The organism is Novosphingobium sp. BL-S-21, from assembly GCF_055521655.1.
Genome location: NZ_CM145496.1, coordinates 1,161,266 through 1,185,220 on the forward strand (window position 1 = coordinate 1,161,266; position 23,955 = coordinate 1,185,220).

The following is a 23,955-nucleotide window of genomic DNA, read 5'->3' on the forward strand; positions in this document are numbered from 1 at the left end:
TATGGGAAGTGATGGTAGCGGAGGAGGGACTCGAACCCCCGACACGCGGATTATGATTCCGCTGCTCTAACCAGCTGAGCTACTCCGCCAAACCAGGGCCGCCGCGTGGGTGGCCAGATCCGGTGCCTCGCATTGCTGCTGGGCAGGCCGCGTCCTCTAGGGGTAAGGTTTCCATCGGTCAACACCCAAAAATGCTTTTAGCCGCGAAAAGCTATCGAGCGGATCGGGCGCCACAATCCGTCTTCCCAGGCATGGAGGCCGAAGCCGCGGAAACGGAAGGTTACCGGGCGCAAGCGCGGCTCCAGATCGGCCTGGAGCGCGCGGGCGGCGGCTGGTTCCACCTTGTTCTGGATCGTGATGTGAAGCCGCAGGGGTCGACTGTCCTGATCCGTGAGCAGCCCGTACATGCGCTCTGCGATCTGAGCATGCAATTCGGCCATCTCCGGCGATTCGATGGCGATCGCCGTGCCGCCGCCCAGCTTCATCACGCCGGCGATCTGCGCTTGCGGCCTGCTTGCGCGGGCGAGCGTCCCGAGGACCTGCAACAATTCGGCCTCCACGCGTGGCGGAAGGGCATGAAACAGAGTGACGTGGGCGCGAAGGCGGTTCCGTTCGGCAGGATAGTGCGCGCGGCGCAGGCCGTCCGCCCAGTCCAGAACATCGGCAGGCAGTTCCGCCGTGACGAGCAGCGGCGCATTCGGCTTGCGCTCCGGCGGCAGGACCTCACCCTCGCGGTTCATGCAGTCTGCTCCTTCATTGCCGCGCCCTCCCCCGCCGTAACGGTTGTCAGGGCCTTGGCGCCAAGGCAAAATCGCCCATTCACCGTCCTGCGCGAAAGGAAGCGGGCATGAGAAAGTTCCGGGTCATCGCCGTTCTCATACTCTTGTGGAATCTTTTGGGCGATGCCGCCTATCTCATGCAGGCGACCGCCAACCTCGACGAGATTGCGCTGCGCGATCCGGTGCAGGCGCAAGCCTTTCGCGCAATGCCCGGCTGGGTCTGGGCGGCTTACGCCGTTGCCGTGTCGAGCGGCACCATCGGCGCGGTCGTCCTGCTGATGCGGCGCGGCTGGGCCTGGGCCCTGTTTGCGCTGTCGCTTGTCGCCGTGGTGATCCAGTTCGGCTGGACCTTCCTCGGCTTCCACCTGCTCGGTGCGAAGGGACCTTCCTCCGCTGTGTTTCCACTGCTGATCGTGGCAGTCGCCCTCGCTTCGACGGTCTACGCCCGCCGCAAGCGCGCGGACGGGACGCTGAAGTAGCGCCCGCGCCGTCAGATCTCGCCGCGCGCCCGGCGGATCGCGAACCACTTCTTCACGTTTTCATTGTGCTCCGAAAGGGTCGCAGCGAAAACGTGCCCGCCGGTACCGTCCGCCACCATGTAGAGCGCGTCGGTCTTCGCCGGATTGAGCACGGCGGCAATCGATTCGCGGCCGGGATTGGTGATGGGATGCTTGGGCAGACCGGCCATCGTATACGTGTTGTAATCGTTGACGGCGCGGATTTCCGACTGGCGGATGCGGCGGCCTAGCGGCTTGCCCTTGGTGATCGGATAGATGATCGTCGGGTCGGCCTGGAGCGGCATGCCGATGCGCAGGCGGTTGGAGTAGAGCCCCGCCACCATGCCGCGTTCAGACGGCTTGCCGGTTTCCTTCTCAACGATGGAGGCCAGGATCAGCGCCTGTTCCGGCGTTTTGACGACCAGACCGGACGCGCGTTTGGCCCAAAGCTCTGCCAGGGTCTTCGTCATGGCCCCTTGCATGCGCCGCAGCAGGGCCGCGCGCGGTTCGCCATTTTCGTAGGCATAACTGTCGGGCAGGACGGACCCTTCGTTCGGCGTCGAAACGTCGCCGCTGAGGTGCTCCTGCGCGTTCAGGCGCTCGTAGACCATGATCGAGGGCATGCCCTCGGGCACCATCACGAAGCGGCGGACCATGTCGTCGCTGGAGATGATCGCCAGCACGCGCGAAGCACTGGCATGGGCGGGAATGGCGAACTCGCCCGCCTTGATGCCGCTGCCGCCGCCGAAGACGCGGGCACGCAGCGTGAAGCCGCGCGCGCTGCGGATCACGCCCTGCTTTTCCATCCGTTCCGCCACGGCCGAGAGGCTGGCCCCTGCCGGAACGAGGAAATGCTGGTCCTTCTTGAGCGGTCCGGATCCGTACCAGCCTCCCACGAAGGACCACAGGGCGATCGCCGCCACCAGGCCGATGGCCGCGACGAGTATCCAGTTGCGCCGCGACATCATCGCCTTCAGTCCTTCTCGATCAGTCGATCTTGCGCATCACCAGGCTGGCATTGGTGCCGCCGAAGCCGAACGAATTGTTCAGCACGGCGCGCACTTCGCGCTTCTTAGCGACGTGCGGCACCAGGTCGACGCCCTCGCAGCCCTCGTCCGGATTGTCGAGATTGAGCGTGGGCGGCACGATCTGGTCGCGCAGCGCCAGGATGCAGAAGATCGATTCCACCGCACCGGCGCCGCCGAGCAAGTGGCCGATAGCCGACTTGGTCGAGCTCATCGAAACGCCGCCGATGTCATCGCCGAACAGGCGGCGCACGGCGCCGAGTTCGATGGTATCGGCCATCGTCGAAGTGCCGTGGGCGTTGATGTAGTCGATGTCGGCCGGGGTCATGCCCGCCTTCTTCAGCGCCATCGCCATCGAGCGATAGGCACCGTCGCCAGTGGGCTCCGGCGCGGTGACGTGGAAGGCATCGCCCGAAAGGCCGTAGCCGATCACTTCGCAGTAGATCTTGGCGCCGCGCGCCTTGGCATGCTCGTACTCTTCCAGCACGAGAACGCCCGCGCCCTCGCCCATGACGAAGCCGTCACGATCCTTGTCGTAAGGGCGGCTCGCCTGTTCGGGACGGTCGTTGTAGCTGCTGTTGAGCGCACGGGCCTGTGCGAAACCGGCAATGCCGATCGGGCAGACGGTGGATTCGGCGCCGCCCGCCAGCATGATGTCGGCATCGCCATCCTTGATCATGCGCGCGGCGTCGCCGATCGAGTGGGCGCCGGTGGAGCAAGCGGTGACGACCGCGTGGTTCGGGCCCTTGAGGCCATACTTGATCGAGACCTGGCCCGAGATCAGGTTGATAAGGCGGCCGTGCACGAAGTGCGGCGATACGCGGCCCGGGCCCTTTTCGGCCAGCACCAGCGATTCGCTCTCGATGCCCGGCAGACCGCCGATGCCCGAACCGATCGAGCAACCGGCCATGAGCTTGTCTTCCTCGCTCATGTCGGTGAGGCCGGCGTCTTCCAGCGCCTGGCCCGCGGCGTCGATGCCGTAGACGATGAAAGGATCGACCTGGCGCTGGACCTTGTGGTCGACGCGCTTGTTGGCGTCGAAACCATATTCGTGGTCGGCCGGCTTCACCTCGCAGGCGATCTGGCACTTCTGGTCCGAGGCATCGAAGCGGGTGATCGGCCCTGCCCCGCTCTTGCTCGCAAGGATGTTGGCCCAGGCGGTCTCCACGTCGGCCCCGAGCGGGGTGACAAGACCAAGTCCAGTGACGACAACACGACGCATTCATGCTCTCCGAAAAAGCAATTTGGCCGAAAATGCGGCCGGTGCAAACCAGCCTGCAGAAACGGCAACAGGCCCGCCCCCTTAGAGGTCGAGCCTGTCGAGTTCAATCCGGTTATGAACCGGGATCACAGCCGCCCGCGCGCCGACACCTGGCCGGCCTGCGCGAGAGTAGCCGAAAAGCCGGGCTCAGCCCTTGTTCTCTTCGATGTACTTGATGGCATCCGAGACGGTGCTGATCTTCTCGGCAGCATCGTCGGGGATTTCGACGCCGAATTCTTCTTCGAACGCCATGACCAGCTCGACGATGTCGAGCGAGTCAGCGCCCAGATCGTCGATGAAGCTTGCTTCTTCCGTCACCTTGTCGGCTTCGACGCCCAGGTGTTCGACGACGATCTTCTTAACCCGATCGGCGGTATCGCTCATTGAATAAACCCCTTCAAAAATTCGCGAGGTGTGAAATCTCGCCTGCCGCCCTAATGACTGGGGGCCGCGCTGGCAAGCCTCGCACGCAAGTTAGGATCACGACGTACAAGCGTCATGGCCCGATTTATCCACGACGCGTCCCTGTTTCCAGATTGTTTCCCGAAAACGGGGCTGCATCGTGACGGTTGAGGCGGCGGAGCAAGCCCCGCCGCCATGCAAAAATTCGAACGAACTCAGCTCTTCTGCGGTTCCACGACACGCATGTGCAGTTCGCGCAGCTGCCTGGATTCGGCCGGGCTCGGCGCGCCCATCAGCAGGTCTTCGGCGCGCTGGTTCATCGGGAACAGCGTGATTTCACGCAAGTTTTGCGCCCCGCAGAGCAGCATCACGATGCGGTCCACGCCGGCCGCCATGCCGCCGTGCGGCGGCGCGCCGTACTGGAAGGCGCGGTAGAGGCCGCCGAAGCGATCTTCCACGTCCTGCTTGGTCAGGCCCACCATTTCGAAGGCCTTGACCATCAGTTCGGGCGACTGGTTGCGGATCGAGCCCGAGGCGATTTCGTAGCCGTTGCAGACGAGATCGTACTGGAACGCCTTGATCGTCAGCGGGTCCTGGCCCTCCAGCGCTTCCATGCCGCCTTGCGGCATCGAGAACGGGTTGTGCGCGAAATCGACCTTCTTGTTGTCCTCGTCCCATTCGAAGAACGGGAAGTCGACGATCCAGCACAGCTCGAAGCGGTCCTTGTCGATCAGGTCGAGCTGCTCACCGGTGCGGATGCGGGCAAGACCGGCCAGCTTGGCGGCCTGCTCTTCCTTGCCGGCGGCGAAGAACACGCCGTCGTTCGGGCCGAGACCCAGCGCTGCGATCAGCGCGGCGGTCTTTTCCTCGCCGTGGTTCTTGGCGATCGGGCCGCCGGGGACGCCGTCCTTGATGTTGATGTAGCCAAGGCCCGAATAGCCCTCGCCGCGCGCCCAGACGTTCATCTCGTCGAAGAACTTGCGGCTGCCGGCGCCGGCGCCCGGGGCCGGGATCGCGCGGATCACGCCGCCGTTCGCGACGATGCCGGCGAAGATGCCGAAGCCCGATTCGACGAAATGCTCGGTCACGTCCTTGATGATCAGCGGGTTGCGCAGATCAGGCTTGTCCGACCCGTAGTCCAGCATCGACTGGGCATGCGGAATGCGGCGGAATTCACCCGCGGGCGTCACCGGCTTGCCCTCGGCGAAGTCGGCGAAGACGCTCTGGAGCACCGGCTCCATGGTTTCCCAGACTTCTTCTTGGGTCACGAAGCTCATTTCGAGATCGAGCTGGTAGAACTCGCCCGGCAGACGGTCTGCGCGCGGATCCTCGTCGCGGAAGCAGGGGGCGATCTGGAAGTAGCGGTCGAAACCGGCGACCATCAGCAGCTGCTTGTACTGCTGCGGCGCCTGCGGCAGCGCGTAGAACTTGCCGGGGTGGATGCGGCTCGGCACCAGGAAGTCGCGCGCGCCTTCGGGGCTGGAAGCGGTGAGGATCGGCGTCGAATATTCGGTGAAGCCGATGCCTTCCATCTTGCGGCGCATGTCCGAGATGACCTTGGTGCGCTTGACGATGTTGGCGTGCAGCGTGTCGCGGCGCAGGTCGAGGAAGCGATAGCGCAGGCGGATATCCTCGGGATATTCCTGCTCGCCGGCCACCGGCATCGGCAGCTCCTCGGCGCGGCTGATCACCGTTGCGGAACGGGCGTAGACCTCGATCGCGCCGGTGGCGAGGTTGGCGTTCACCGTGGATTCGGTGCGGGCCTTCACCACGCCCTCGATCGTCACGACCGATTCGACGCGCAGCGAATCGAGCAGTTCCAGCGCCGCGCTGTCGGTATCGGCAACCACCTGGGTCATGCCGTAGTGGTCGCGCAGGTCGACGAAGAGAACGCCGCCGTGATCGCGCTTGCGATGCACCCAGCCCGAGAGGCGAACGGTCTGGCCGACCTCGGCAGCGGTCAGGGCGCCGCAGGTATGGGAGCGATAGGGATGAGTCATGGCGGGCTCGCGCTTCTTCTGATCGGAATTGAGTTGCAAGCCGAGGCCCCTAGTCGAGTGGCGCGGCGATTTCCAGAAGAGATCGGACCGTCATGCGCGTCCAGCGCCAGGTGGCTTGTGGAATCCTCGTGGATTCCCGTTCCTATCTCTCGACCAGGCGCGCGGGCGCTAACCTGAAATAAACCATTGCGGGTCCATACCCATCTGCAAAACGGGTCTTGCCGATGGATCACATGGACAATGCGCAGGCTTCGGGCACCGTCACGATCGACGGTATTCCGGAGAATCAGTTCCGCACCGCGATCGAGGCCATGCTCCGCGAGGGCCGGGCCGACGAAGCCGCGCGCCGCCTCAAGGAAGAACTCGTCTTTCTCTGCGGCGAAGGCCTCCCCCTGCCCGCGCGCTTCCGGTTCATCGCTGCGCAGGACGTTTCCGTCAGCGACTGGCCGCGCCTGATCGAGCGGATCGGCGAACTCGACCGGCCCGGAGACCCGATCACTGCGATCGGCATCGACATCTGCAAGGGGCCGGGCGAAACCGGGCGGCCCTTCTACGAAACCGCTTTCTATACCGACCGCGCCTGGCCGTTCTCTCGCGCCGGCCGACTCGACCTGGCAGCGGCCTGCGGGGCCGACAGCCCGGCGTGGCAGGGCGCTGCGGAAGACAATGGCGACACGCTGAACGTCACCGGCCTGGAGGACCTTCATGCCGTGATCGCCGCGATAGGCAAACTCTGCGAAAGCGGCATGGCCACCATCGAGGAACAGCGTGCCTGCATCGTCGGGGCCTGCCATCTCGCGGTGCTGACTCATCAGGCCATCCGTGACGCGGCCATGGCCGAGGGCCTGCCGCGGCCCATGGCCCTCCTCGTCGGCAGCGACGGCGGCTATCCGGGCTTCGAGGCAGCGGCGCTCGCCGCCGCCGAAGGGCCGCCCCGCAACGCGCCTCCCGCGGCGCCGTCCGAGCCGGCGAAAGACGCCCAGCGCCCCGCCGAACAGGCTCCGGCGATTCCCGGCGACAATTCCGAAGCCTGGCCCGAGGCCTGGCACCTGCCGCCGCCGGGCCTGCACGTCACCGGCACGCAGCTTCGCCGCCGACTGGTGACCCAGGAAAGCATCGCCGAACTCGACGCAGAGACGAGTCCGAGCCTCCTGAACAGGGTTTTCGGAGGCCTGCGGCGCAAGAAATAGGCAATTTCGTCATTTGTCGGAGAATTTGACGGGCTGGAAACATTGATCCCCCGCCCTGTTCGCGTTACCGCCACGGTCGAAATGAAAATCCACCCTCTGATAACGAAGACCGAAGACCTCGCCGCGCTGTGCGAACGCCTTGCGAAATCCGATTTCGTGGCGGTCGACACCGAGTTCATGCGCGAGAACACCTATTGGCCGGAACTCTGCCTCGTGCAGATCGCCAATACCGAGGAAGCGGCCGCGATCGATCCGATGGCAGTTGGGCTCGACATGACGCCCCTGCTCGACCTGCTGACCGACAACGAGGAGGTCCTGAAGGTCTTCCACGCCGGCGGGCAGGACGTGGAAATCATCTACAACGCCACCGGCCGCACGCCCCATCCGATCTTCGATACGCAGATCGCGATGATGGCGATCAGCCAGTCCGAACAGATCGGCTATTCGAACCTGGTCGAATCGTGGATGGGCCTCACCATCGACAAGGGCGCCCGCTTCACCGACTGGTCGCGCCGCCCGCTGACCGAGCGGCAGATCGAATATGCGATCGGCGATGTCACCCACCTCTCCAAGATCTTCCCCAAGATCCTCAAGCGCCTGATGAAGACCGGGCGCGGCGAATGGCTGGACCAGGAAATGGAAAAGCTCGCCGATCCTGAGCACTACCGCAACGATCCCGCCCAGGCGTGGAAGCGGATCAAGGCCGCCGGCCGCAACCCGACGATGCTCGGCCGCCTCAAGGCCATTGCCGAGTGGCGCGAGCACGAAGCGCAGGGCAAGAACATCCCGCGCGGCCGTATCGCCCGTGACGAAACGCTGGCCGACATCGCCAGCCACCCGCCCAAGCAGCAGTCCGACCTCGCCAAAGTGCGCGGCCTTTCGCAGGGCTGGAAAGACAACGACATCGGCAAGCGCCTGATGAACACCATCGCCAAGGCCGAGCCGCTGCCCGATGACGAATTGCCCCCGCGCACACCCAAGGGCGCGCCGCTCGGCAAGGAAGGTGCGCTCGTCGCTGACCTGCTCAAGCTGCTGCTCAAGATCCGCGCCCGCGAGATCGACGTTGCCGCCCGCCTGCTGGCCCGCAGCGAGGATCTCGAACTGCTGGCCGCCGGCGTGCGCAAGAAACTGCCGATTCTCGAAGGCTGGCGCTACGGCGTGTTCGGCCGCGATGCGCTGGACCTCGTAGAAGGCAAGCTCGCGTTCGCCGTCGAGAACGGCAAGCTCAAGATGACCCGCGTCGAGGACGAACCGACGGACGAGGCCTCCGATGAGCCTTCGGACGCCGCCGCAACGGAAGAATAAGGCACGGCAGAAGTCCATCGTCCCGGACCCGATCCGGGACGATGCGCCTTTCCGCCTTCTTCCAGAAGCGCGTTCAACAAAAGCAAACGCTTGGCGAACCTGCCGCGTTCATGCGATAGCCGGCGCGTGACCGTATACCAGCCCACGCTCAAGCAGCTCCAGTACCTCGTCGCCCTGCACGAACACGGGCATTTCGGCCGTGCCGCCGATGCCTGCTTCGTCTCGCAATCGACCCTGTCCGCCGGCCTGCGCGATCTCGAAGCGCTGCTGGGGGTCACTCTGGTGGAGCGCACCAAGCGCGCGGTGCGCTTCACGCCGCTCGGCAATGCCGTGGTGGCCAAGGCGCATCGCATCCTGCGCGAGACCGAAGAACTCTCCGACCTCGTCCAGTCCAGCGGCAAGCCGCTCTCCGGCGAAGTGCGCATGAGCGTGATCCCCACGATCGCGCCGTTCCTGCTGCCCCGCATGCTCCCGCGCCTGCGCCGCGAGCGCCCGAACCTCAAGCTGTTCCTGCGCGAGGAGCCCAGTCAGGCCGCCATCGAATCGCTGCACCACGGCCGCGCCGACTGCGTGCTCCTGGCGCTGCCCTATGCCACCGGCGAGGTTGAGAAGGAGACCATCGAACTCGACGCCTTCTTCGTCGCCTTCCCCAACGACGATCCGCGCAATCCGCCGGCCGAAGTCGGCCCCGAGGTGATCGATGAGCACCGTCTGCTGCTGCTGGAAGACGGCCACTGCCTCAAGGACCATGCGCTTGCGGCCTGCAACCGCCCGGAACTGCGCGCTTCGGCAACGATGATCGGCACCTCGCTCCATACGCTGGTGCAGATGGTCGACAACGGCCTCGGGCTGACGATGCTGCCGGAAATGGCGATCGATGCCGGCATTCTGAACGGCACCAACGTCGTGGCCCGCCCGCTGCTCTCCCCCAACGCCAACCGGGAGATCGCGCTGGTCTGGCGCAAGAACTCGCCCCGGGCCGAGGAATTCCGTTTGCTCGCGGATGAGTTGCGCGCCGGATAAGCCGCGCCCCCGCTCCCGGGCGCGCGATCCGGGAAATCAGGCCTTGCGCCGCAAAGTCTGAAGGCCCAGCCCCAGCGCCGCGATCCCGGTGCCGAGCACGACAACGCCGGTCCAGCCCCAATTGTGCCACGCCACGGTCGCCGCGCCGGAACTGGCCGAGCCGGCGAAGAACATCGAGGCCATGTAGACGGTGTTGATCCGCGAGCGCGCCTCGGGGCGCAGGGCATAGATGATGCTCTGGTTGGAGATCTGGCTCGCCTGGATCGCGAAGTCGAGCAGCAGCACGCCGACCACCAGGCCGATGATCGAGGTCCAGAAACCGAACACGAGCCAGGACACCAGCGTGAGGGCGCTGGCTGCGACGATCACCGGATGAGGGCCGCGTCGGTCGGCGATCCGTCCCGCGACGGGCGCGGCCAGGACGCCGGCCGCCCCGAGCACGCCGAACAGCCCCGCCACTTCCGAACCGAGGCCGAAACGCGGCTCCTGCAAGTGCAGCGCCAGGATCGTCCAGAACACGCTGAACACTCCGAACTGGGTGCACTGGGTGAATGTCGCCAGGCGCAGCGCGGGAAATTCGCGCCAGAGATCGCGCAGCGAGGCGATCAGCCCCAGGTAGCCGAGCCCGCCCGATTGCGGACGGCTGCGTGGAAGCTGCCAGGCCATCAGCCCGGCGGTCAGCAGCGCCAGAGGCACCGCCAGCCAGAACATCGCGCGCCAGCCGAAAGCCGCGCCGACGAAGCCGGCCAGGGTCCGGCTCAGCAGAATGCCGCAGAGCAACCCGGCCATGACCGAGCCGACCACGGCACCACGCTTGTCTTCAGGCGCGAGATTGGCGGCGAGCGGAACGATCTGCTGCGCCACCGAGGCAAGCAGGCCGACGACCAGCGAGGCCGCCAGCACCGTGCCGCCCGTGGGCGCGAGCGCGACCAGCGCCAGCGCGATCGAGAGCGCCAGGCACTGCAGCACGATGAGCCGCTTTCGCTCCAGCAGGTCGCCCAGAGGCACCAGCAGCAGCAATCCACCCGCGTAACCGAGCTGAGTCGCGGTGGGGACGTACGTGATCGCAGCGCCGGAAAAATCGCGCTCCATCAACCCGAGCATGGGCTGGCCATAATAGATATTGGCCACGGTCAGCCCGGCGGAAACGGCCAGGGCAAAGACCATGGAGGGGCCGAACGCGCGCTCGCGGCCAGATCCGCCGCCCGGTGCTCCGCCCTGTTCCTCACCGGACTGCAGCTTGCGAAATGAGGCGGGGTTGGAACGAGGCGACGCGGAGATGGGATTATCCTTCATGAAGAGTCCCCCCGAACCGGAGCGCCCTGCCGGGTCAGCGCGCTTGTGCCAAACGCAACGAGTTCAAGCCCGATAGCCAATTTTGCAATAGAGCGCCGCCGAAAACGAGGCCGGCGCGGGCCTTCAGTCCATGTGCTTCAGGCCGACGCGCAGATAGTCCCAGCCGGTGATGAGCGTCAACGCGGCCGCGGCCCAGAGCGTGGTGAGCCCGACGGTATGCGGGATATTGACCTCCACCGCACCCAGGTCGACGTTCCACCATGGCATCGCCGCGCCCAGGATCAGGGCGCCGAGCGAAACCAGCTGGAACGTGGTCTTCCACTTGGCAAGGCGGCTTACGGGCACGGAAACCTGCAGCCCGCCCAGGAACTCTCGCAGGCCGGATACGGCAATCTCACGCACCAGGATGATGAGACCGGCGATCACATGCATGTCGCCGACGTAGGGCCCGGTGAGAATCCCCTGCGCCGTCAGCACCAGGATCACCGTGGCGACCATGATCTTGTCCGCGATCGGATCGAGGAACACGCCCAGTTTCGACACCGTGCCGCTCGACCGGGCGAGATAACCGTCGAAATAGTCGGTTATGCCCATCAGGCAGTAGATGCCGAAGGCAAGGCCATAGCCGAATTCCCATCGGGGCCACCACAGCAGGAAGCCCAGCAGGGGGAGCGTGACGATCCGCGAGAGCGTGAGGATATTCGGCAAGGTCAGCATGTTCTCTAGCCCATAGCGTCGATTCTCGCGTTTGAGAATTGGCTTGTGATCGGGTGCCGCGTCATTTCCGCCCGACCACCTCGGCCTTGCCTCGATCGGCGTGGCGGTGTTTGTTGCCGGTGCATTTCCACAGGGCCCGCAGGCGGCCGCACCCCGGCAAAAAAGGCCGGGTCGGCGCCTACAGGGGTTGTGCCCTCGCCCTACCGCATTAAGTGTCGCCGCAACGATGAAGCGAGGCCGCCGAATTTTTCCGACATGACCACGACCTCCCAACTCATCCGGGCAAGACGATTCCTGCCCCTCTTCGTCACCCAGTTGCTTGGCGCGTTCAACGACAACCTGTTCAAGAACGCGATGGTGCTTTTCGTCGTCTACGGCGTCTACAATTCGGAAACCGCCGAGGCCCGGTTCAGCGCGCTCGCTTCCGGCATCTTCGTGATCCCCTTCTTCCTGCTCTCCGCCCTCGCCGGTCAGATGGCCGACATGCGGGACAAGTCGCGAATCATCCGCATCGTCAAGTTCTGCGAGATCATCATCATGGTGGTCGGCGGGACCGGGCTTGCGCTCGCCTGGCAGGGTATAGCGCTGCACACGGTGGCCATCCCGCTGATGCTGCTGGCGCTGTTCGCCATGGGCATCCATTCGACGTTCTTCGGCCCGATCAAGTACGCGATCCTCCCCCAGCACTTGCGCGATGACGAAGTGCTCTCAGGCACCGGGCTGGTGGAGGCCGGGACCTATATCGCCGTGCTGGCCGGCACGATCGTGGCGGGCTGGATCAGCGTGGATACCGCTGCCATCACCGTGGTGATCATCGCCGGCCTGGGCTATTTCGCGGGCCGCCAGGTGCCGCCCGCACCGCCGCAGGGCAAGCCGGAGCCGATCGACTACCACGTCATCCGCTCCTCCATCCACCTTGTGCGCACGACGATGAAGGACCGCCGGGTCTACCTGGCGATCTGCTCCATCAGCTTCTTCTGGGCGATCGGCACCGTGCTGTTCATCCAGTTCCCGCCCCTCGCCAAGAACATGCTTCATGCCAGCAAGGAAGTGGCCAGCCTGTTCCTGGTGATCTTCTCGGTGGGCGTCGCCATCGGTTCGGTAGCGATCAATGCCCTGCTCAAGGGTACCGTTTCCGCGCGCTGGTCGCCGCTATCGGTGATCGGCATGGGCCTGTTCCTGCTGGCATTTCAGGAAGTCTGCGCGATCTGGCCGCCGCACGAAGGGCCGGAAGTGCTGATGAACGTCGGCACGTTCGTGGTCCAGCCGCTGGCCGTGCCGCTGCTGCTCACCCTGCTCGGCATCGCCGTGAGCGGGGGCATGTTCGTGGTGCCGCTCTACGCCTTCCTGACGACTTTCGTCGACAAGTCGCAGACCGCCCGCACCATCGCGGCCAACAATATCGTGAATTCGGGCGCCATGGTTGTCGGTGCCATCGCCACCGGGCTGATGTCGCTGCTGGGCCTGCCCGTGGTCACCCAGCTTATGGTCGTGGCGCTGTGCTGCGTCGCTTCGGCCTGGCTGGGGTACCTGCTGTACCGGGCCGAACGCGCCGCCAGGCGTCCCTGATCTCCAGCCCGATCGGGGCCAGGCCCTTCAGGCGATGAAGGCGACCACCACGGCCAGGCTCACGCAATAGGCCGAAAGGAAACTGCGCCAGTCTCCGCCGGTCATTTCCCAGGCGATCCGGGCCTCGGCATTTTCCGCGGCCTCCACGGCAGGGGGCCGCATGCCCCGGAAGACATGACGAGGCAGAGAGCGCCGGAAGGGATGGCCGGCCCGCTCATGGGTGAGGACGAGTGCGCGTCTTGACATGCTCCACATGGGACGCACCTTAGGACATTGTTTACCTTTGACCACTCGCCCGAAAGAGACATCCCGATCCGGGACGGTACGGCTGCCAGGCAGGCCATGAACGACCTTTAACAGGCGAAGATTCCTCGGTTTTCTGCCATCGCAGCGATCAAGGCCCAAACGAAAAAGGGCCGCCCTTGGGCGACCCTTTTCGAACGCTTTGGCATGGAGCCGCGGCGCGTGGTCAGATCCGGTCGCCGAGGGCGCCCTTGACCTTGCCAACGCCCTGCTGAAGCTCGCCCTTGGTTTCCTGGGCCTTGCCTTCAGCCTGCTGGGCCGGGTCGTTGCGAGCCTTGCCCGCGGCCTGCTTGGCGTTGCCGGCAATCTCGTTGCCCAGACCCTTGATGGTGTCCTTCAGTTCGCCCATGATCGGTACTCCTTTTCGGTTTCGGCAGAAATCCGCCGTCTACACGAACAAGAAACCGGACCAGGGCGCTGGAAGTTGCAGGCCGCTGCGCCGAAGCGTTCCGCAGCGGCGACGAATCTTTTCGCCTGCCTTATCCGCCGGCCAGGGTCAGGATGTACTTCCAGTCTTCCGGCGTCACTTCCGCCACCGAAAGGCGCGACAGCCGGATCATTTCCATGTCGGCCAGCCTGGGATCGGCCTTGATCTGCTTGAGCGTGACCGGACGCGCCACCTTGCGCACCGGCTTCACTTTCACCGCCGCCCATTTGCCCTCGGGATCGGACGGATCGGTGAGGCCGGACTGGCTGATCGTGACGATGCCCACGATCTCCTTGCCGATGTTCGAATGATAGAAGAAAGCCTCGTCCCCCACTTCCATGGCGCGCAAGTTGCCCGCGGCGCGGTGGTTGCGCACGCCGTCCCAGGTGCCCTCACCTTCCGCGACCAGATCGTCCCAGCCGTAGGCATCCGGTTCGGACTTCATCAGCCAGTAGCGCTTTGCCATGAATCGCCTTTCGATTTTCGATTTGGGACGGAAGCTTCTATGGGGGCGGCATAGCGATTCAATCGACGGAAACAACTTCGGTGATTCGGCCTTCCGCTGGAGGCGCCGGTCACCGCCCGCTTACCACGGGCCGCCGATCCTGTTGGAAGACCATGATGAACCTTGCCCAGATTCCCGTCCTCAGCCTCGCAGACGACCGCGCCGAATTCTCGCAGCGCATCGGCGAGAGCTTCCGCACTTTCGGTTTCGCCATGGTCCGCGACCACGGCATCGACCAGGCCCTGATCGACCGCGCCTGGGAGATGACCGCCGCTTTCTTCGCCCTGCCCGACGACGTGAAGCGCAGCCGCTTCATCCCCGGCCAGGGCGGCGCGCGCGGCTATACGCCGTTCCGCACCGAAGTGGCCAAGGGTGCCACCGAAAAGGACCTCAAGGAGTTCTGGCACATCGGCCGCGACCTGCCGGCCGGCTCGCCCCTCGCCGCCTCGATGCCGCCCAATATCTGGCCCGGCGAAGTCGAAGGCTTCCAGGAGACCTTCACCGAACTCTATGCCCAGTTCGACAAGGCCGGCGCGGAAATCCTCTCGGCGATCGCCGTCTACCTCGGTCTCGACGCCCGCTGGTTCGATCCTGCGATCGAGGACGGCAACTCGGTGCTGCGCCTGCTGCACTATCCCCCCGTGGTGCAAGGCGCGGGCGGCGCCATCCGCGCGGGCGCGCATGAGGACATCAACCTCATCACCCTTCTTCTCGGCGCGCAGGAAGCCGGCCTGGAACTGCAGGGCAAGAACGGCGAGTGGCTTTCGGTCGCCCCGCCCGAAGGCGCGGTCGTCATCAACATCGGCGACATGCTCCAGCGCCTGACCAATCACGTCCTCCCCTCGACCACGCACCGCGTGCGCAATCCCGAGGGCGACCGCGCGGCGCACAGCCGCTATTCGATGCCCTTCTTCCTGCACTTGCGCAGCGATTTCCCGTTCAAGACGCTCGACCAGTGCATCACGCAAGAGAACCCCGACCGCTACCCGCTGAGCATCACGGCGGACGATTACCTGCAGGAGCGCCTGCGCGAAATCGGCCTCAAGATGTGATCGATCGGTGCTCCCGGAAGATCCCGGGAGCACCGCTGCTTCTCCGATTTAACCAATATTTCAGTCCACTGCGCTAAGGAACTCACCGGGGTTCAAGCAGGGGGTAACTGGAGTGACGGAAACGGAGGCCACACGATACGCCCTGGTTGGCGAGGCGACCGAAGCGGCGAACGAAGGCCCGGATAACGAGGCCGATCGCCCGGTGGACATCGTCGCGCTCGGTATCGTCACGGCCGCGATCCTGCTGTTCCTCGCCACCGGCGCGGCGATCGGTCCTTCGGTCGTGAAGTCGCTGACCGGACAAGGTCCAGCGCCCGACCGGTTCCTGGTCAACGCCTTCCTCCTCAACGTCGCCATCATCATCTTCGGATGGAGCCGCTATCGCCAGCTCTGCGAGGAAATCCAGCAGCGCAAGCGCGCCGAACGGCACGCCCGCCACCTGGCGGAAACCGATCCCCTCACCGGCTTCCTCAATCGCCGCAGCTTCCACCGCGCGGTGGACGCCCTGATCCGCGAGGCCGCGCTGCGCGACCGGGCAGTGATGCTGGCGATGATCGACCTCGACAATTTCAAGCAGGTCAACGACTACAATGGCCACAACACCGGCGACCGCCTGCTCCAGGAATGCGCGCGCCGCATTTCCGGATGCCTGCCGGACCGCGCCCTGATCAGCCGCATCGGCGGAGACGAATTCGCGGTCGCCGTGGAGTTCGACCGGAGCCGGGTCGAGCGAATCGACCGCATCGCCGCCTCGCTGGTCGAGGCCATCGGCCAGAGCGTCTCGGTCAATTCCACCCCGATCGACGTGACGGCCTCGATCGGCCTGGCCCGTTCGGATATTCCCCGTTCGGATGCTCCCCGCTCCGCCCCCTCCGGCGAGCGAGTGCCGGGGCCCGATGCCCAGGCCCTGCTCGAGATGGCGGATATCGCCATGTATCACGCCAAGCGCCAGGGCCGGAACAGCTTCTACTGGTTCGAAACGGCCATGGCCGAAGAGATGCGCTTCCGCAGCGATCTGGAGTTCGGCATTCGCCAGGGCATCGCCAATGGCGAATTCGTGCCCTTCTACGAGCAGCAGATCGATCTCCAGACCGGCGAGCTGACCGGCTTCGAGATGCTGGCGCGCTGGAACTCGCCGCTGTTCGGGATCGTCGCGCCGGACATCTTCATTCCCGTGGCCGAGGACATCGGCGCCATTGCCGAACTCTCCGAACAGCTCATCGCCCGCGCCCTGGACGATGCGCGGGGCTGGGACGCCCGGCTGACGCTTTCGGTCAATATCTCGCCCCTGCAGATGCGCGACCCCTGGTTCGCCCAGAAGCTGCTGAAGCTTTTGGTGGAGGCCAGTTTCCCGCCCCATCGGCTGGAGATAGAGATCACCGAATCGTGCCTTCACCAGAACCTCACCCAGGTCCGCACGCTGATCGCCAGCCTGAAGAACCAGGGGATCAAGGTAAGCCTCGACGATTTCGGCACGGGGTTCAATTCGCTGGCAATGCTGCGCAGCCTGCCGTTCGACCGCATCAAGATCGATCGCAGCTTCATATCGGGCCTGGCCGAGAACAAGGACAGCATGGCCATCGTCCACGCCATCGCCCTGCTCGGCAAGGGTCTCGACCTGCCCGTCACGGCCGAGGGGATCGAGACCAGCGAAGTCCTGTCCCACCTCCAGCAATACGATCGCATCAAGGGCCAGGGCTATCTCTACGGCAAGCCGCGTCCCGCCGAGCATCTGGCCGAGTGGCTGGAAGGCATGGAGATCGTGGCCGATGCCGAAGCCGTCAGCGATCTGGCCGCCTTGCGCCGCCGCATCGAAGCCGCACGCATGGACGAGCAGCGGGCCGCCGGCGCCGCGCCGGATCCGCAGGCCCGTCTGGCCTGAAGCGAGCGCCTCGCGGCTTTTTCTGGACCTCGCGCCCCGCAACGCATAAATCGCCCGCCATGCGGATCGACTTCACCAAGATGCATGGACTGGGCAACGACTTCGTCGTGCTCGATGGACGCACCGCCGCGCTGCCGGTCGTGAACGCTGCGCTCGCCGCCGCGCTCGCCGATCGCCATACCGGCATCGGCTGTGACCAGCTCATTGTCCTCACGCCTTCCGATCGCGGCGACTTCCGCATGCGCATCTTCAATGGCGACGGCAGCGAAGTGGAAGCCTGCGGCAATGCCACCCGCGCGGTGGGCCTGCTGCACGGCCGGCCGGCCACTGTGGAAACGCTGGGCGGCATCGTCTCCACCACGCCCAGGGGCAGCGGCATCAGCGTCGAGATGGGCAAGCCCCGCTTCGACTGGAACGCGATCCCGCTTGGCTATCCGATGGACACGCGCAGCCTGCCGGTGGCCTGGGAGGAACTCGTCAATCCCATCGCCGTCAATGTCGGCAATCCGCACGTCATCTTCTTCGTCGACGATCCCTATGGCATCGACATGGCCCGGCTCGGCCCCCTGATCGAAAACGATCCGCTGTTTCCCGAGCGCATCAACGTGAACGTCGCAGCCGTGACGGCCCGCGACGCCATCACCCTGCGCGTCTGGGAGCGCGGCGCCGGACTGACACGCGCTTGCGGCACGGGCGCCTGCGCCACTGCCATCGGCGCCATGCGGCGCGGCCTGGTCGACCGCAAGGTCACCGTCACCCTTCCCGGCGGCCCGCTGGCCATCGAATGGCGGGCGGACGACGAAATCGTCATGACCGGCCCGGCCACCGAATCGTTCCGCGGCTCGTTCGAAACGGCGGACTACGGGATCCCAGATTGACTGTCGAAGTCCATTCGCTCGGCTGCCGCCTCAACATTTCCGAGAGCGAAACGCTGCGCGGCTTGCTGCGCGGGGCCGAGGATCAGCCCGAAGGCCTGGTGGTCGTCAATTCCTGCGCCGTGACGGCGGAAGCCGTGCGCCAGACGCGTCAGGCGATCCGCCGCGCCCGCAAGGCCCACCCGGACGCGCGCCTGATCGTCACCGGCTGCGCGGCTGAAGTGGAACGCGCGATGCTGGCCGCCATGCCCGAAGTCGACGGCATCGTCGCCAACACCGCCAAGCTCGATCCGCGCGCCTGGAACGTCCCGCCAGCGCCCATTGCGCCTTCCCCCGGCCTGACCGCGCGGCGCGCCTATACGCGCGGTTTCGTGCAGGTCCAGAACGGCTGCGACCATGCCTGCACTTTCTGCGTGATCCCGCAAGGCCGCGGGCCCAGCCGCTCACGCACCGTGGCCGAAGTCCTCCACGACCTGGCCGTCCACACCGACGCCGGCGTCAACGAGATCGTGCTGACCGGCGTGGACCTCACCTCCTGGGGCGGCGATCTTCCCGGATCGCCGCGCCTCGGCACGCTCTGCGAAGCGATCCTCGCCCGCTTCCCCGGCCTGCCCCGCCTGCGCCTGTCCTCGATCGACGGCGCCGAAGTGGACGAGACGCTGTTCGCGCTGCTGGCCAGCGAGCCGCGGGTCATGCCGCATGTCCATCTCTCGCTCCAGCACGGCCACGACCTGATCCTGAAGCGCATGAAGCGCCGCCACAGCCGCGCCGATGCGCTGGAACTGGTCTCTGGCCTGCGCGCGCGCCGCCCCGAAATCGCCATCGGCGCCGATCTCATCGCCGGCTTCCCGACCGAGGACGAGGAAGCCCATGCCGCCAATCTCTCGATCATCGAGGAACTGCAGGTCGTCCACGGCCACGTCTTCCCCTATTCGCAGCGGCCCGGCACCCCGGCGGCGCGCATGCCGCAAGTGGAGGCCGCCACGATCCGGTCCCGCGCAGGCGAACTGCGCGAGAAGATCGCCGGAACCAGGGCGAACTGGCTCACGGGGCTCATCGGCCAGCCGCTATCCGTGCTTGCCGAAAGAGGCGCGAAAGGCCATGCGGAAAACTTCGCGCCGGTACGTCTCCCTGGGCGCCTGCCCGACCATGTGCAGCCCGGCACGCTGATCCGCGTTACGCCCGCAAGGGTAGTCGAAGGAATACTGGAATCATGAGTACCGATGGCCAGCAGGCTGACCGCGACTGGTCCGACCGCCTGTTCGGCGGCTTCCGCAAGACCTCGGAACGCCTGAGCGAGAACCTTTCCGGCATCGTCGGCAAGTCGAAGCTGGACGATGCCCAGCTCGATGCTCTCGAAGACGCGCTGATCATGTCGGACCTCGGCCCCCGCGCCGCCGCCCGCATCCGCGCCCGCCTGGCCGAGGAACGCTTCGAGCGGGACGCGGACGAACGCGCGATCATGGAAGTGGTCGCCCGCGAGATCGCGGAAATTCTGCGCCCGGTCGCCAAGCCGCTCGACGTCGTGGCCTTCCCCCGCCCGCAGGTGATCCTGGTGATCGGCGTCAACGGCTCGGGCAAGACCACCACGATCGCCAAGCTGGCGCACTTGTTCCAGGAGCAGGACTACTCGGTCATGCTGGCGGCGGGCGACACGTTCCGCGCCGCCGCGATCGGCCAGCTCGGCGTCTGGGCCGACCGTCTGGGCGTTCCGCTCATCAAGGGCCCCGAGGGCGGCGACCCGGCCTCCATCGTCTTCGATGCGGTGAAGGCCGCGACCGACCAGGGCATCGACGCCCTCATCGTCGACACCGCCGGCCGCCTGCAGAACAAGCGCGAACTGATGGACGAACTGTCCAAGATCCGCCGCGTGCTGGGCCGCCTCAACCCCGAGGCGCCGCACGACGTGGTGCTCGTGCTCGACGCCACCAACGGCCAGAATGCGCTTTCGCAGATCGAGATCTTCAAGGAAGTGGCGGGCGTCTCCGGCCTCATCATGACCAAGCTGGACGGCACGGCCCGCGGCGGCGTCCTCGTCGCGGCGGCCGAGCAGTACGGCCTGCCCATCCACGCCATCGGCGTCGGCGAGAAGATCGACGACTTGCGCCCCTTCAACCCGGATCTGCTCGCGCGGGTCATCGCCGGGATCGCCTGATGAACAGCCAGACCACGCCTGCCGAGAAACCCAAGAGTTCCTGGGTCAATCTCGTCGTCGATTTCGGCCCGCTGCTCGTCTTCTTCCTGGCCTATCGCCATTTCTCGCCGACCGGCGAGGGAGACACCATCGGCACGGTTTCCGCCGTGATCAAGGGCACCGTGGCCTTCATGGTCGCCACCGTGATTGCGCTGGGCATTTCGAAATGGCGCCTCGGCCACATCTCGCCAATGCTCTGGCTGACGACTGTGCTGATCGTCGGCTTCGGCGCGCTCACCGTGGTGTTCCACGATGCCTTCTGGATCCAGATCAAGCCCACCGCCGTCTACCTGATGTTCGCGGGCGTGCTGTTCTTCGGCCTCATGCGCGGCAAGCCCATGCTGAAATACCTGCTGCAATCCGCGTTCGAGGGATTGAACGAGGAAGGCTGGATGAAGCTGTCGCGCAACTGGGCCTGGTTCTTCCTGCTCCTGGCCGTTCTCAACACCGCGCTGGTCTTCACCGTCAGCTTCGACACCTGGCTCCAGGCCAAGCTCTGGGGCTTCACCGTGCTGTCGTTCGTCTTCACGTTCTCGCAGCTGCCCATGGTGCTCAAGCACGGCATGGGCGAGGCTGCGAAGGAAGAAGTGATCGAGAACCCGCCGCACGACTGAGCGAAGCGGGGGGGGCAGCGGCACGGCCGCCGCCCGCCTCGTCAGCCGACCGAGCGACAGTCCTTCAACAGGAGGATGTGGTCGGTGGGGCTGAAATTGTCGTAGACCCCGCTCATGCGAATGGTCTTGCCCGGCTTGAGCTGCAGGGTGAACGCGGCCTGCCCTTTGGCCATGACACAGGCGATATCGGTCTTGAACGCCGCCTGGCCCGGCAGGCGGATGGCCTGCTCGTAAGGCTGGGGGATCTTGTAGGTGACGATATAGTCGCCCCGATCCTTGGCGATCTCGCCCACCATGCCCTTGATGATGAAGCTCTTGTTTTCATAGCGCAGCGGAATGGCCGCGGCATTGCGCTCGGTGTCCTTCGAGATCTGCTGCGACAGCGAGAGCGCATCCATTTCGAGCGGCGGCGCGGTGCTGACCGCCTTCATGCCGCTGCTGGCCGCCGCCAGACCGGCCTTGCCGCCCTTGAGGCCGCCGAGCATCTCGCACATCTCGGTCTTGGCCGCCTCTGCCGGCACCGTCTGCCCTCCGCGCAGCTTCGCTTCCATCTGCACGGTGCCCTGCCCGCCGGCATTGGTGGCAGTGATCGTGATCGGGAAGGCGCGCGCCTTGCCGGTCTGCGGCTGCTCGATCAGCATGGATCCATCATCCGGCTCGGCGACGATCACGTCGTAGCCCTTGGCCGCGACGATTCCCCGCATCTGGCCGATGGCGCTGGCCGGTGTCAGGTCGGGAACGGTCACCGTGGCCGTGAAGCGCATGCCGCTGAGAATGGAGCCGGCCTTGGCGAACGTCTCGTCGCAAGTCGCCGCTTTCGCGCCCGAGGACAGCGCCAGCGCCGGAAGGATCAGGGCCGCACCGGCCGAGAGGTAACAGGAACGCATCTCACCCCCTTGTTGGAGAAGTAAAGTTGCGTCCTATCAGACCGTTATGTTTGAAACTGATGACAAATACCGTCAACAGGGCGGCAAGGATGCCGCCCCTGCCCGCATGGCTCAGATTTCCAGCTGGCTGCCCAGTTCGACCACGCGGTTGGTGGGCAAGCGGAAGAACTCCATCGCGCTGGCCGCATTGCGCATCATCCAGGCGAACAGCTTTTCGCGCCAGATCGCCATGCCGGGCTTGGCCGAGGGAACCAGGGTCTGGCGCGAGAGGAAGAAGCTGGTCTTCATCATTTCGAACGGGCCGCCGCACATCTCGGAATGCGCGAGCGCGGCCGGGATGTCGGTCTCTTCCATGAAGCCGTAACGCAGCGTCATGCGATAGAAGCCCTGCCCCAGGTCGGTCACCGAATAGCGTTCGGCCGGCTCGACATAAGGCACGTCCTGAACTTCGACCGTCAGCACCACCACGCGCTCGTGCAGCACCTTGTTGTGCTTGATGTTGTGCAGCAGCGCCGAAGGCACCCCGGCATTGCTCGATGCCATGAAGATCGCCGTGCCCGGCACCCGCGCCGCCGAGCCATGCGCGCTCTTCGCGAAGACGTTGAGCGGCAGGGCGGCCTCGGTCATGCGAACGCGCATGAGGCGGCGCCCCTTGTTCCAGGTCGTCAGCAGGGTGAAGGCGATGCCGCCGATCAGCAGCGGGAACCAGCCGCCGTCCGGCACCTTGGTGGCATTCGCCGCGAAATAGGCGCCGTCGACGACGAAGAAGGTGACGATCACCGGGATCGCCATCCACAGCTTCCAGCGCCAGAGCACGATCAGCAGCACCGCCATGAGGCAGGTGTCGATCAGCATCGCGCCGGTCACCGCGATGCCGTAGGCCGAGGCGAGGTTCGACGAGTTCTGGAACACCAGGACCAGCACGATCACGCCGGTCATCAACGCCCAGTTGACGAAGGGAATGTAGATCTGGCCCACCTCGTGCTCGCTGGTGTGGCGAGTGGAGAGACGCGGGATGAAGCCGAGCTGCATCGCCTGGTGAGTGATCGAGAAGGCGCCCGAAATCACCGCCTGGCTGGCGATGAAGGTGGCGCAAGTGGCCAGGATCACCAGCGGCAGGCGCAGGTTTTCGGGTGCGAGGTTGAAGAACGGGTTCTTCATCGCCTCTGCCGCGGCCGAATCGTCGAGCCCGAGGATCATCGCCGCCTGGCCGAAGTAGTTGATCAGCAGGCAGGGCATGACGACCCCGAACCACGACAGGCGCAGCGGGCCGCGGCCGAAATGGCCCATGTCGGAATAGAGCGCTTCCGCGCCGGTCACGGCCAGCACGACCGAGCCCAGGGCCAGGAAGCCCAGGACCTTGTCGGTCATGAAGAACTGGATGGCGTACCACGGGTTCAGCGCCACCAGCACTGACGGCATCTGGACGAGATGGTAGATGCCGAGAATGGCGAGCACGGCGAAATAGACGATCATCACCGGCGCGAAGAGCGCCCCGACTTTGGCGGTTCCGCTCTTCTGGATCACGAACAGTGCGATCAGCAGGACCAGCGCGATCGGCAGCACCAGCGGCGCCAGTCGCGATTCGACGACAGTGAGGCCCTCGACCGCGGACAGCACCGAAACGGCGGGGGTAATCATCGAGTCGCCGTAGAACAGCGAGGTCGCGAAGACGCCCAGCAGGACCACCAGCGAACCGTAGCGCGACTTGCGGATCGCGCCCGAGATCAGCGCCACGAGCGCCAGGCTGCCGCCCTGCCCCTTGTTGTCCGCCCGCATCAGGATGCCCACGTACTGGACCGAAACGACCAGCGTCATCGACCAGAAGATCAGGCTGACCACGCCGAGAACGTGCAGTTCGTCGATCGCCAGCGGGTGCGGGCCGACGAAGGTTTCCCGGAAGGCGTAAAGCGGGCTGGTGCCGATGTCGCCGAAGACGACGCCCACGGCACCGAGCGCGAGCTTGGTTATGTTGCCGGAACCATGTCCACCCGCGGCGGGGGCTTTATGCCCCGTCGCCGGATCGATCACCGTCGGAACGACAGCCGTGTCCGAACTTGCATCACTCATTCCAGCGCCCCGTAATGGCTTTGCCGCGTCGGCATTTCACCCCCGCAACAAGCGCCCGCCGTTAGCAGCATGATCGGAGCCT

Annotated in this window: 23 protein-coding genes and 1 tRNA gene; 11 read left to right on the plus strand and 13 right to left on the minus strand. The window is 65.5% G+C overall.

Annotated elements, in window-relative coordinates:
* Positions 1-12 precede the first annotated feature (12 nt).
* Both ACZ1J6_RS13790 and ACZ1J6_RS13795 read right to left on the minus strand, forming a co-directional pair.
* Positions 13-89: transfer RNA gene (locus ACZ1J6_RS13790), tRNA-Met, on the minus strand.
* Positions 90-197: 108 nt separating this feature from the next.
* Positions 198-740 (minus strand): 2'-5' RNA ligase family protein, encoded by a 543-nt coding sequence (locus ACZ1J6_RS13795; RefSeq protein ID WP_431566746.1) that lies wholly within the window; start codon positions 738-740, stop codon positions 198-200.
* A 107-nt stretch (positions 741-847) separates the two neighbouring features.
* Between ACZ1J6_RS13795 and ACZ1J6_RS13800 the strand changes: the two genes are divergently transcribed.
* The gene (locus ACZ1J6_RS13800) at positions 848-1,258 is read left to right on the plus strand and encodes a sugar transporter (RefSeq protein ID WP_431566745.1); all 411 of its coding nucleotides are present in this window, start codon (positions 848-850) and stop codon (positions 1,256-1,258) included.
* Between the two features lie 11 nt (positions 1,259-1,269).
* Here the strand turns inward: ACZ1J6_RS13800 and mltG are convergent, their stop codons facing one another.
* The 4 genes from mltG to aspS form a co-directional block, all read right to left on the minus strand.
* Complete coding sequence (gene mltG / locus ACZ1J6_RS13805; protein ID WP_314464380.1) at positions 1,270-2,244, minus strand: endolytic transglycosylase MltG; 975 nt, start codon at positions 2,242-2,244, stop codon at positions 1,270-1,272.
* A gap of 19 nt (positions 2,245-2,263) precedes the next feature.
* Entirely contained in the window at positions 2,264-3,523 is a 1,260-nt protein-coding gene (gene fabF, locus ACZ1J6_RS13810; protein ID WP_132263552.1) for a beta-ketoacyl-ACP synthase II, read from the minus strand.
* Between the two features lie 186 nt (positions 3,524-3,709).
* A complete protein-coding gene (locus ACZ1J6_RS13815) occupies positions 3,710-3,946 on the minus strand; it encodes an acyl carrier protein (RefSeq protein WP_007013838.1) in 237 nt (78 codons plus the stop codon).
* 233 nt (positions 3,947-4,179) lie between these two features.
* On the minus strand, positions 4,180-5,964 hold the full coding sequence (gene aspS / locus ACZ1J6_RS13820) for an aspartate--tRNA ligase (RefSeq protein WP_314465092.1): 1,785 nt from the start codon (positions 5,962-5,964) through the stop codon (positions 4,180-4,182).
* 233 nt (positions 5,965-6,197) lie between these two features.
* Between aspS and ACZ1J6_RS13825 the strand changes: the two genes are divergently transcribed.
* The 3 genes from ACZ1J6_RS13825 (at position 6,198) to ACZ1J6_RS13835 (ending at position 9,482) form a co-directional block, all read left to right on the plus strand.
* Entirely contained in the window at positions 6,198-7,154 is a 957-nt protein-coding gene (locus ACZ1J6_RS13825; RefSeq protein WP_431566744.1) for a hypothetical protein, read from the plus strand.
* 81 nt (positions 7,155-7,235) lie between these two features.
* The gene (gene rnd, locus ACZ1J6_RS13830; protein ID WP_134095414.1) at positions 7,236-8,459 is read left to right on the plus strand and encodes a ribonuclease D; all 1,224 of its coding nucleotides are present in this window, start codon (positions 7,236-7,238) and stop codon (positions 8,457-8,459) included.
* Between the two features lie 126 nt (positions 8,460-8,585).
* Entirely contained in the window at positions 8,586-9,482 is an 897-nt protein-coding gene (locus ACZ1J6_RS13835) for a hydrogen peroxide-inducible genes activator (protein WP_132263558.1), read from the plus strand.
* A gap of 36 nt (positions 9,483-9,518) precedes the next feature.
* Here the strand turns inward: ACZ1J6_RS13835 and ACZ1J6_RS13840 are convergent, their stop codons facing one another.
* Both ACZ1J6_RS13840 and pgsA read right to left on the minus strand, forming a co-directional pair.
* Positions 9,519-10,649 carry an MFS transporter gene (locus ACZ1J6_RS13840; RefSeq protein WP_431566759.1) on the minus strand — a complete coding sequence of 377 codons (1,131 nt, stop codon included), beginning with the start codon at positions 10,647-10,649 and terminating at the stop codon, positions 9,519-9,521.
* 252 nt (positions 10,650-10,901) lie between these two features.
* On the minus strand, positions 10,902-11,495 hold the full coding sequence (gene pgsA, locus ACZ1J6_RS13845; protein WP_132263560.1) for a CDP-diacylglycerol--glycerol-3-phosphate 3-phosphatidyltransferase: 594 nt from the start codon (positions 11,493-11,495) through the stop codon (positions 10,902-10,904).
* Positions 11,496-11,750: 255 nt separating this feature from the next.
* Here pgsA and ACZ1J6_RS13850 point away from each other — a divergent pair, with 255 nt between their 5' ends.
* Positions 11,751-13,064 (plus strand): MFS transporter, encoded by a 1,314-nt coding sequence (locus ACZ1J6_RS13850; RefSeq protein ID WP_132263562.1) that lies wholly within the window; start codon positions 11,751-11,753, stop codon positions 13,062-13,064.
* 27 nt (positions 13,065-13,091) lie between these two features.
* Here the strand turns inward: ACZ1J6_RS13850 and ACZ1J6_RS13855 are convergent, their stop codons facing one another.
* The 3 genes from ACZ1J6_RS13855 to ACZ1J6_RS13865 form a co-directional block, all read right to left on the minus strand.
* Positions 13,092-13,310: a hypothetical protein gene (locus ACZ1J6_RS13855; RefSeq protein WP_465128125.1), complete on the minus strand. Its 219-nt coding sequence runs from the start codon at positions 13,308-13,310 to the stop codon at positions 13,092-13,094.
* A 223-nt stretch (positions 13,311-13,533) separates the two neighbouring features.
* Positions 13,534-13,716 carry a CsbD family protein gene (locus ACZ1J6_RS13860; protein WP_132263566.1) on the minus strand — a complete coding sequence of 61 codons (183 nt, stop codon included), beginning with the start codon at positions 13,714-13,716 and terminating at the stop codon, positions 13,534-13,536.
* A 130-nt stretch (positions 13,717-13,846) separates the two neighbouring features.
* Complete coding sequence (locus ACZ1J6_RS13865; protein ID WP_132263568.1) at positions 13,847-14,260, minus strand: EVE domain-containing protein; 414 nt, start codon at positions 14,258-14,260, stop codon at positions 13,847-13,849.
* A gap of 155 nt (positions 14,261-14,415) precedes the next feature.
* On the opposite strand from ACZ1J6_RS13865, the gene ACZ1J6_RS13870 reads away from it, so the two are divergent.
* The 6 genes from ACZ1J6_RS13870 (at position 14,416) to ACZ1J6_RS13895 (ending at position 20,916) form a co-directional block, all read left to right on the plus strand.
* Entirely contained in the window at positions 14,416-15,351 is a 936-nt protein-coding gene (locus ACZ1J6_RS13870) for an isopenicillin N synthase family dioxygenase (protein ID WP_431566742.1), read from the plus strand.
* A gap of 202 nt (positions 15,352-15,553) precedes the next feature.
* Complete coding sequence (locus tag ACZ1J6_RS13875; RefSeq protein WP_431566758.1) at positions 15,554-17,233, plus strand: putative bifunctional diguanylate cyclase/phosphodiesterase; 1,680 nt, start codon at positions 15,554-15,556, stop codon at positions 17,231-17,233.
* A gap of 59 nt (positions 17,234-17,292) precedes the next feature.
* A complete protein-coding gene (dapF, locus tag ACZ1J6_RS13880; protein ID WP_132263572.1) occupies positions 17,293-18,111 on the plus strand; it encodes a diaminopimelate epimerase in 819 nt (272 codons plus the stop codon).
* The gene (locus tag ACZ1J6_RS13885; RefSeq protein WP_132263574.1) at positions 18,108-19,325 is read left to right on the plus strand and encodes a MiaB/RimO family radical SAM methylthiotransferase; all 1,218 of its coding nucleotides are present in this window, start codon (positions 18,108-18,110) and stop codon (positions 19,323-19,325) included. The genes dapF and ACZ1J6_RS13885 overlap by 4 nt, the downstream gene beginning before the upstream one ends.
* Positions 19,322-20,263, plus strand: coding sequence for a signal recognition particle-docking protein FtsY (gene ftsY / locus ACZ1J6_RS13890; RefSeq protein ID WP_132263576.1), 942 nt, complete (start codon positions 19,322-19,324; stop codon positions 20,261-20,263). The genes ACZ1J6_RS13885 and ftsY overlap by 4 nt, the downstream gene beginning before the upstream one ends.
* The gene (locus tag ACZ1J6_RS13895) at positions 20,263-20,916 is read left to right on the plus strand and encodes an inner membrane-spanning protein YciB (RefSeq protein ID WP_132263578.1); all 654 of its coding nucleotides are present in this window, start codon (positions 20,263-20,265) and stop codon (positions 20,914-20,916) included. The genes ftsY and ACZ1J6_RS13895 overlap by 1 nt, the downstream gene beginning before the upstream one ends.
* 41 nt (positions 20,917-20,957) lie before the next feature.
* Here ACZ1J6_RS13895 and ACZ1J6_RS13900 read toward each other — a convergent pair whose 3' ends face one another.
* Complete coding sequence (locus tag ACZ1J6_RS13900; RefSeq protein WP_314464403.1) at positions 20,958-21,803, minus strand: hypothetical protein; 846 nt, start codon at positions 21,801-21,803, stop codon at positions 20,958-20,960.
* A 111-nt stretch (positions 21,804-21,914) separates the two neighbouring features.
* On the minus strand, positions 21,915-23,873 hold the full coding sequence (locus tag ACZ1J6_RS13905; protein ID WP_132263582.1) for a potassium transporter Kup: 1,959 nt from the start codon (positions 23,871-23,873) through the stop codon (positions 21,915-21,917).
* Positions 23,874-23,955: the final 82 nt, after the last annotated feature.

Excerpts from the sequence above, each read along its gene's own strand:
- ACZ1J6_RS13795 (WP_431566746.1), bottom strand. The coding sequence starts at position 740 with ATGAACCGCGAGGGTGAGGTCCTGCCGCCGGAGCGCAAGCCGAATGCG.
- ACZ1J6_RS13800 (WP_431566745.1), top strand. The coding sequence starts at position 848 with ATGAGAAAGTTCCGGGTCATCGCCGTTCTCATACTCTTGTGGAATCTT.
- mltG (WP_314464380.1), bottom strand. The coding sequence starts at position 2,244 with ATGATGTCGCGGCGCAACTGGATACTCGTCGCGGCCATCGGCCTGGTG.
- fabF (WP_132263552.1), bottom strand. The coding sequence starts at position 3,523 with ATGCGTCGTGTTGTCGTCACTGGACTTGGTCTTGTCACCCCGCTCGGG.
- ACZ1J6_RS13815 (WP_007013838.1), bottom strand. The coding sequence starts at position 3,946 with ATGAGCGATACCGCCGATCGGGTTAAGAAGATCGTCGTCGAACACCTG.
- aspS (WP_314465092.1), bottom strand. The coding sequence starts at position 5,964 with ATGACTCATCCCTATCGCTCCCATACCTGCGGCGCCCTGACCGCTGCC.
- ACZ1J6_RS13825 (WP_431566744.1), top strand. The coding sequence starts at position 6,198 with ATGGACAATGCGCAGGCTTCGGGCACCGTCACGATCGACGGTATTCCG.
- rnd (WP_134095414.1), top strand. The coding sequence starts at position 7,236 with ATGAAAATCCACCCTCTGATAACGAAGACCGAAGACCTCGCCGCGCTG.
- ACZ1J6_RS13840 (WP_431566759.1), bottom strand. The coding sequence starts at position 10,649 with ATGGTCTTTGCCCTGGCCGTTTCCGCCGGGCTGACCGTGGCCAATATC.
- pgsA (WP_132263560.1), bottom strand. The coding sequence starts at position 11,495 with ATGCTGACCTTGCCGAATATCCTCACGCTCTCGCGGATCGTCACGCTC.
- ACZ1J6_RS13850 (WP_132263562.1), top strand. The coding sequence starts at position 11,751 with ATGACCACGACCTCCCAACTCATCCGGGCAAGACGATTCCTGCCCCTC.
- ACZ1J6_RS13855 (WP_465128125.1), bottom strand. The coding sequence starts at position 13,310 with ATGTCAAGACGCGCACTCGTCCTCACCCATGAGCGGGCCGGCCATCCC.
- ACZ1J6_RS13860 (WP_132263566.1), bottom strand. The coding sequence starts at position 13,716 with ATGGGCGAACTGAAGGACACCATCAAGGGTCTGGGCAACGAGATTGCC.
- ACZ1J6_RS13865 (WP_132263568.1), bottom strand. The coding sequence starts at position 14,260 with ATGGCAAAGCGCTACTGGCTGATGAAGTCCGAACCGGATGCCTACGGC.
- ACZ1J6_RS13870 (WP_431566742.1), top strand. The coding sequence starts at position 14,416 with ATGAACCTTGCCCAGATTCCCGTCCTCAGCCTCGCAGACGACCGCGCC.
- dapF (WP_132263572.1), top strand. The coding sequence starts at position 17,293 with ATGCGGATCGACTTCACCAAGATGCATGGACTGGGCAACGACTTCGTC.
- ftsY (WP_132263576.1), top strand. The coding sequence starts at position 19,322 with ATGAGTACCGATGGCCAGCAGGCTGACCGCGACTGGTCCGACCGCCTG.
- ACZ1J6_RS13895 (WP_132263578.1), top strand. The coding sequence starts at position 20,263 with ATGAACAGCCAGACCACGCCTGCCGAGAAACCCAAGAGTTCCTGGGTC.
- ACZ1J6_RS13900 (WP_314464403.1), bottom strand. The coding sequence starts at position 21,803 with ATGCGTTCCTGTTACCTCTCGGCCGGTGCGGCCCTGATCCTTCCGGCG.
- ACZ1J6_RS13905 (WP_132263582.1), bottom strand. The coding sequence starts at position 23,873 with ATGAGTGATGCAAGTTCGGACACGGCTGTCGTTCCGACGGTGATCGAT.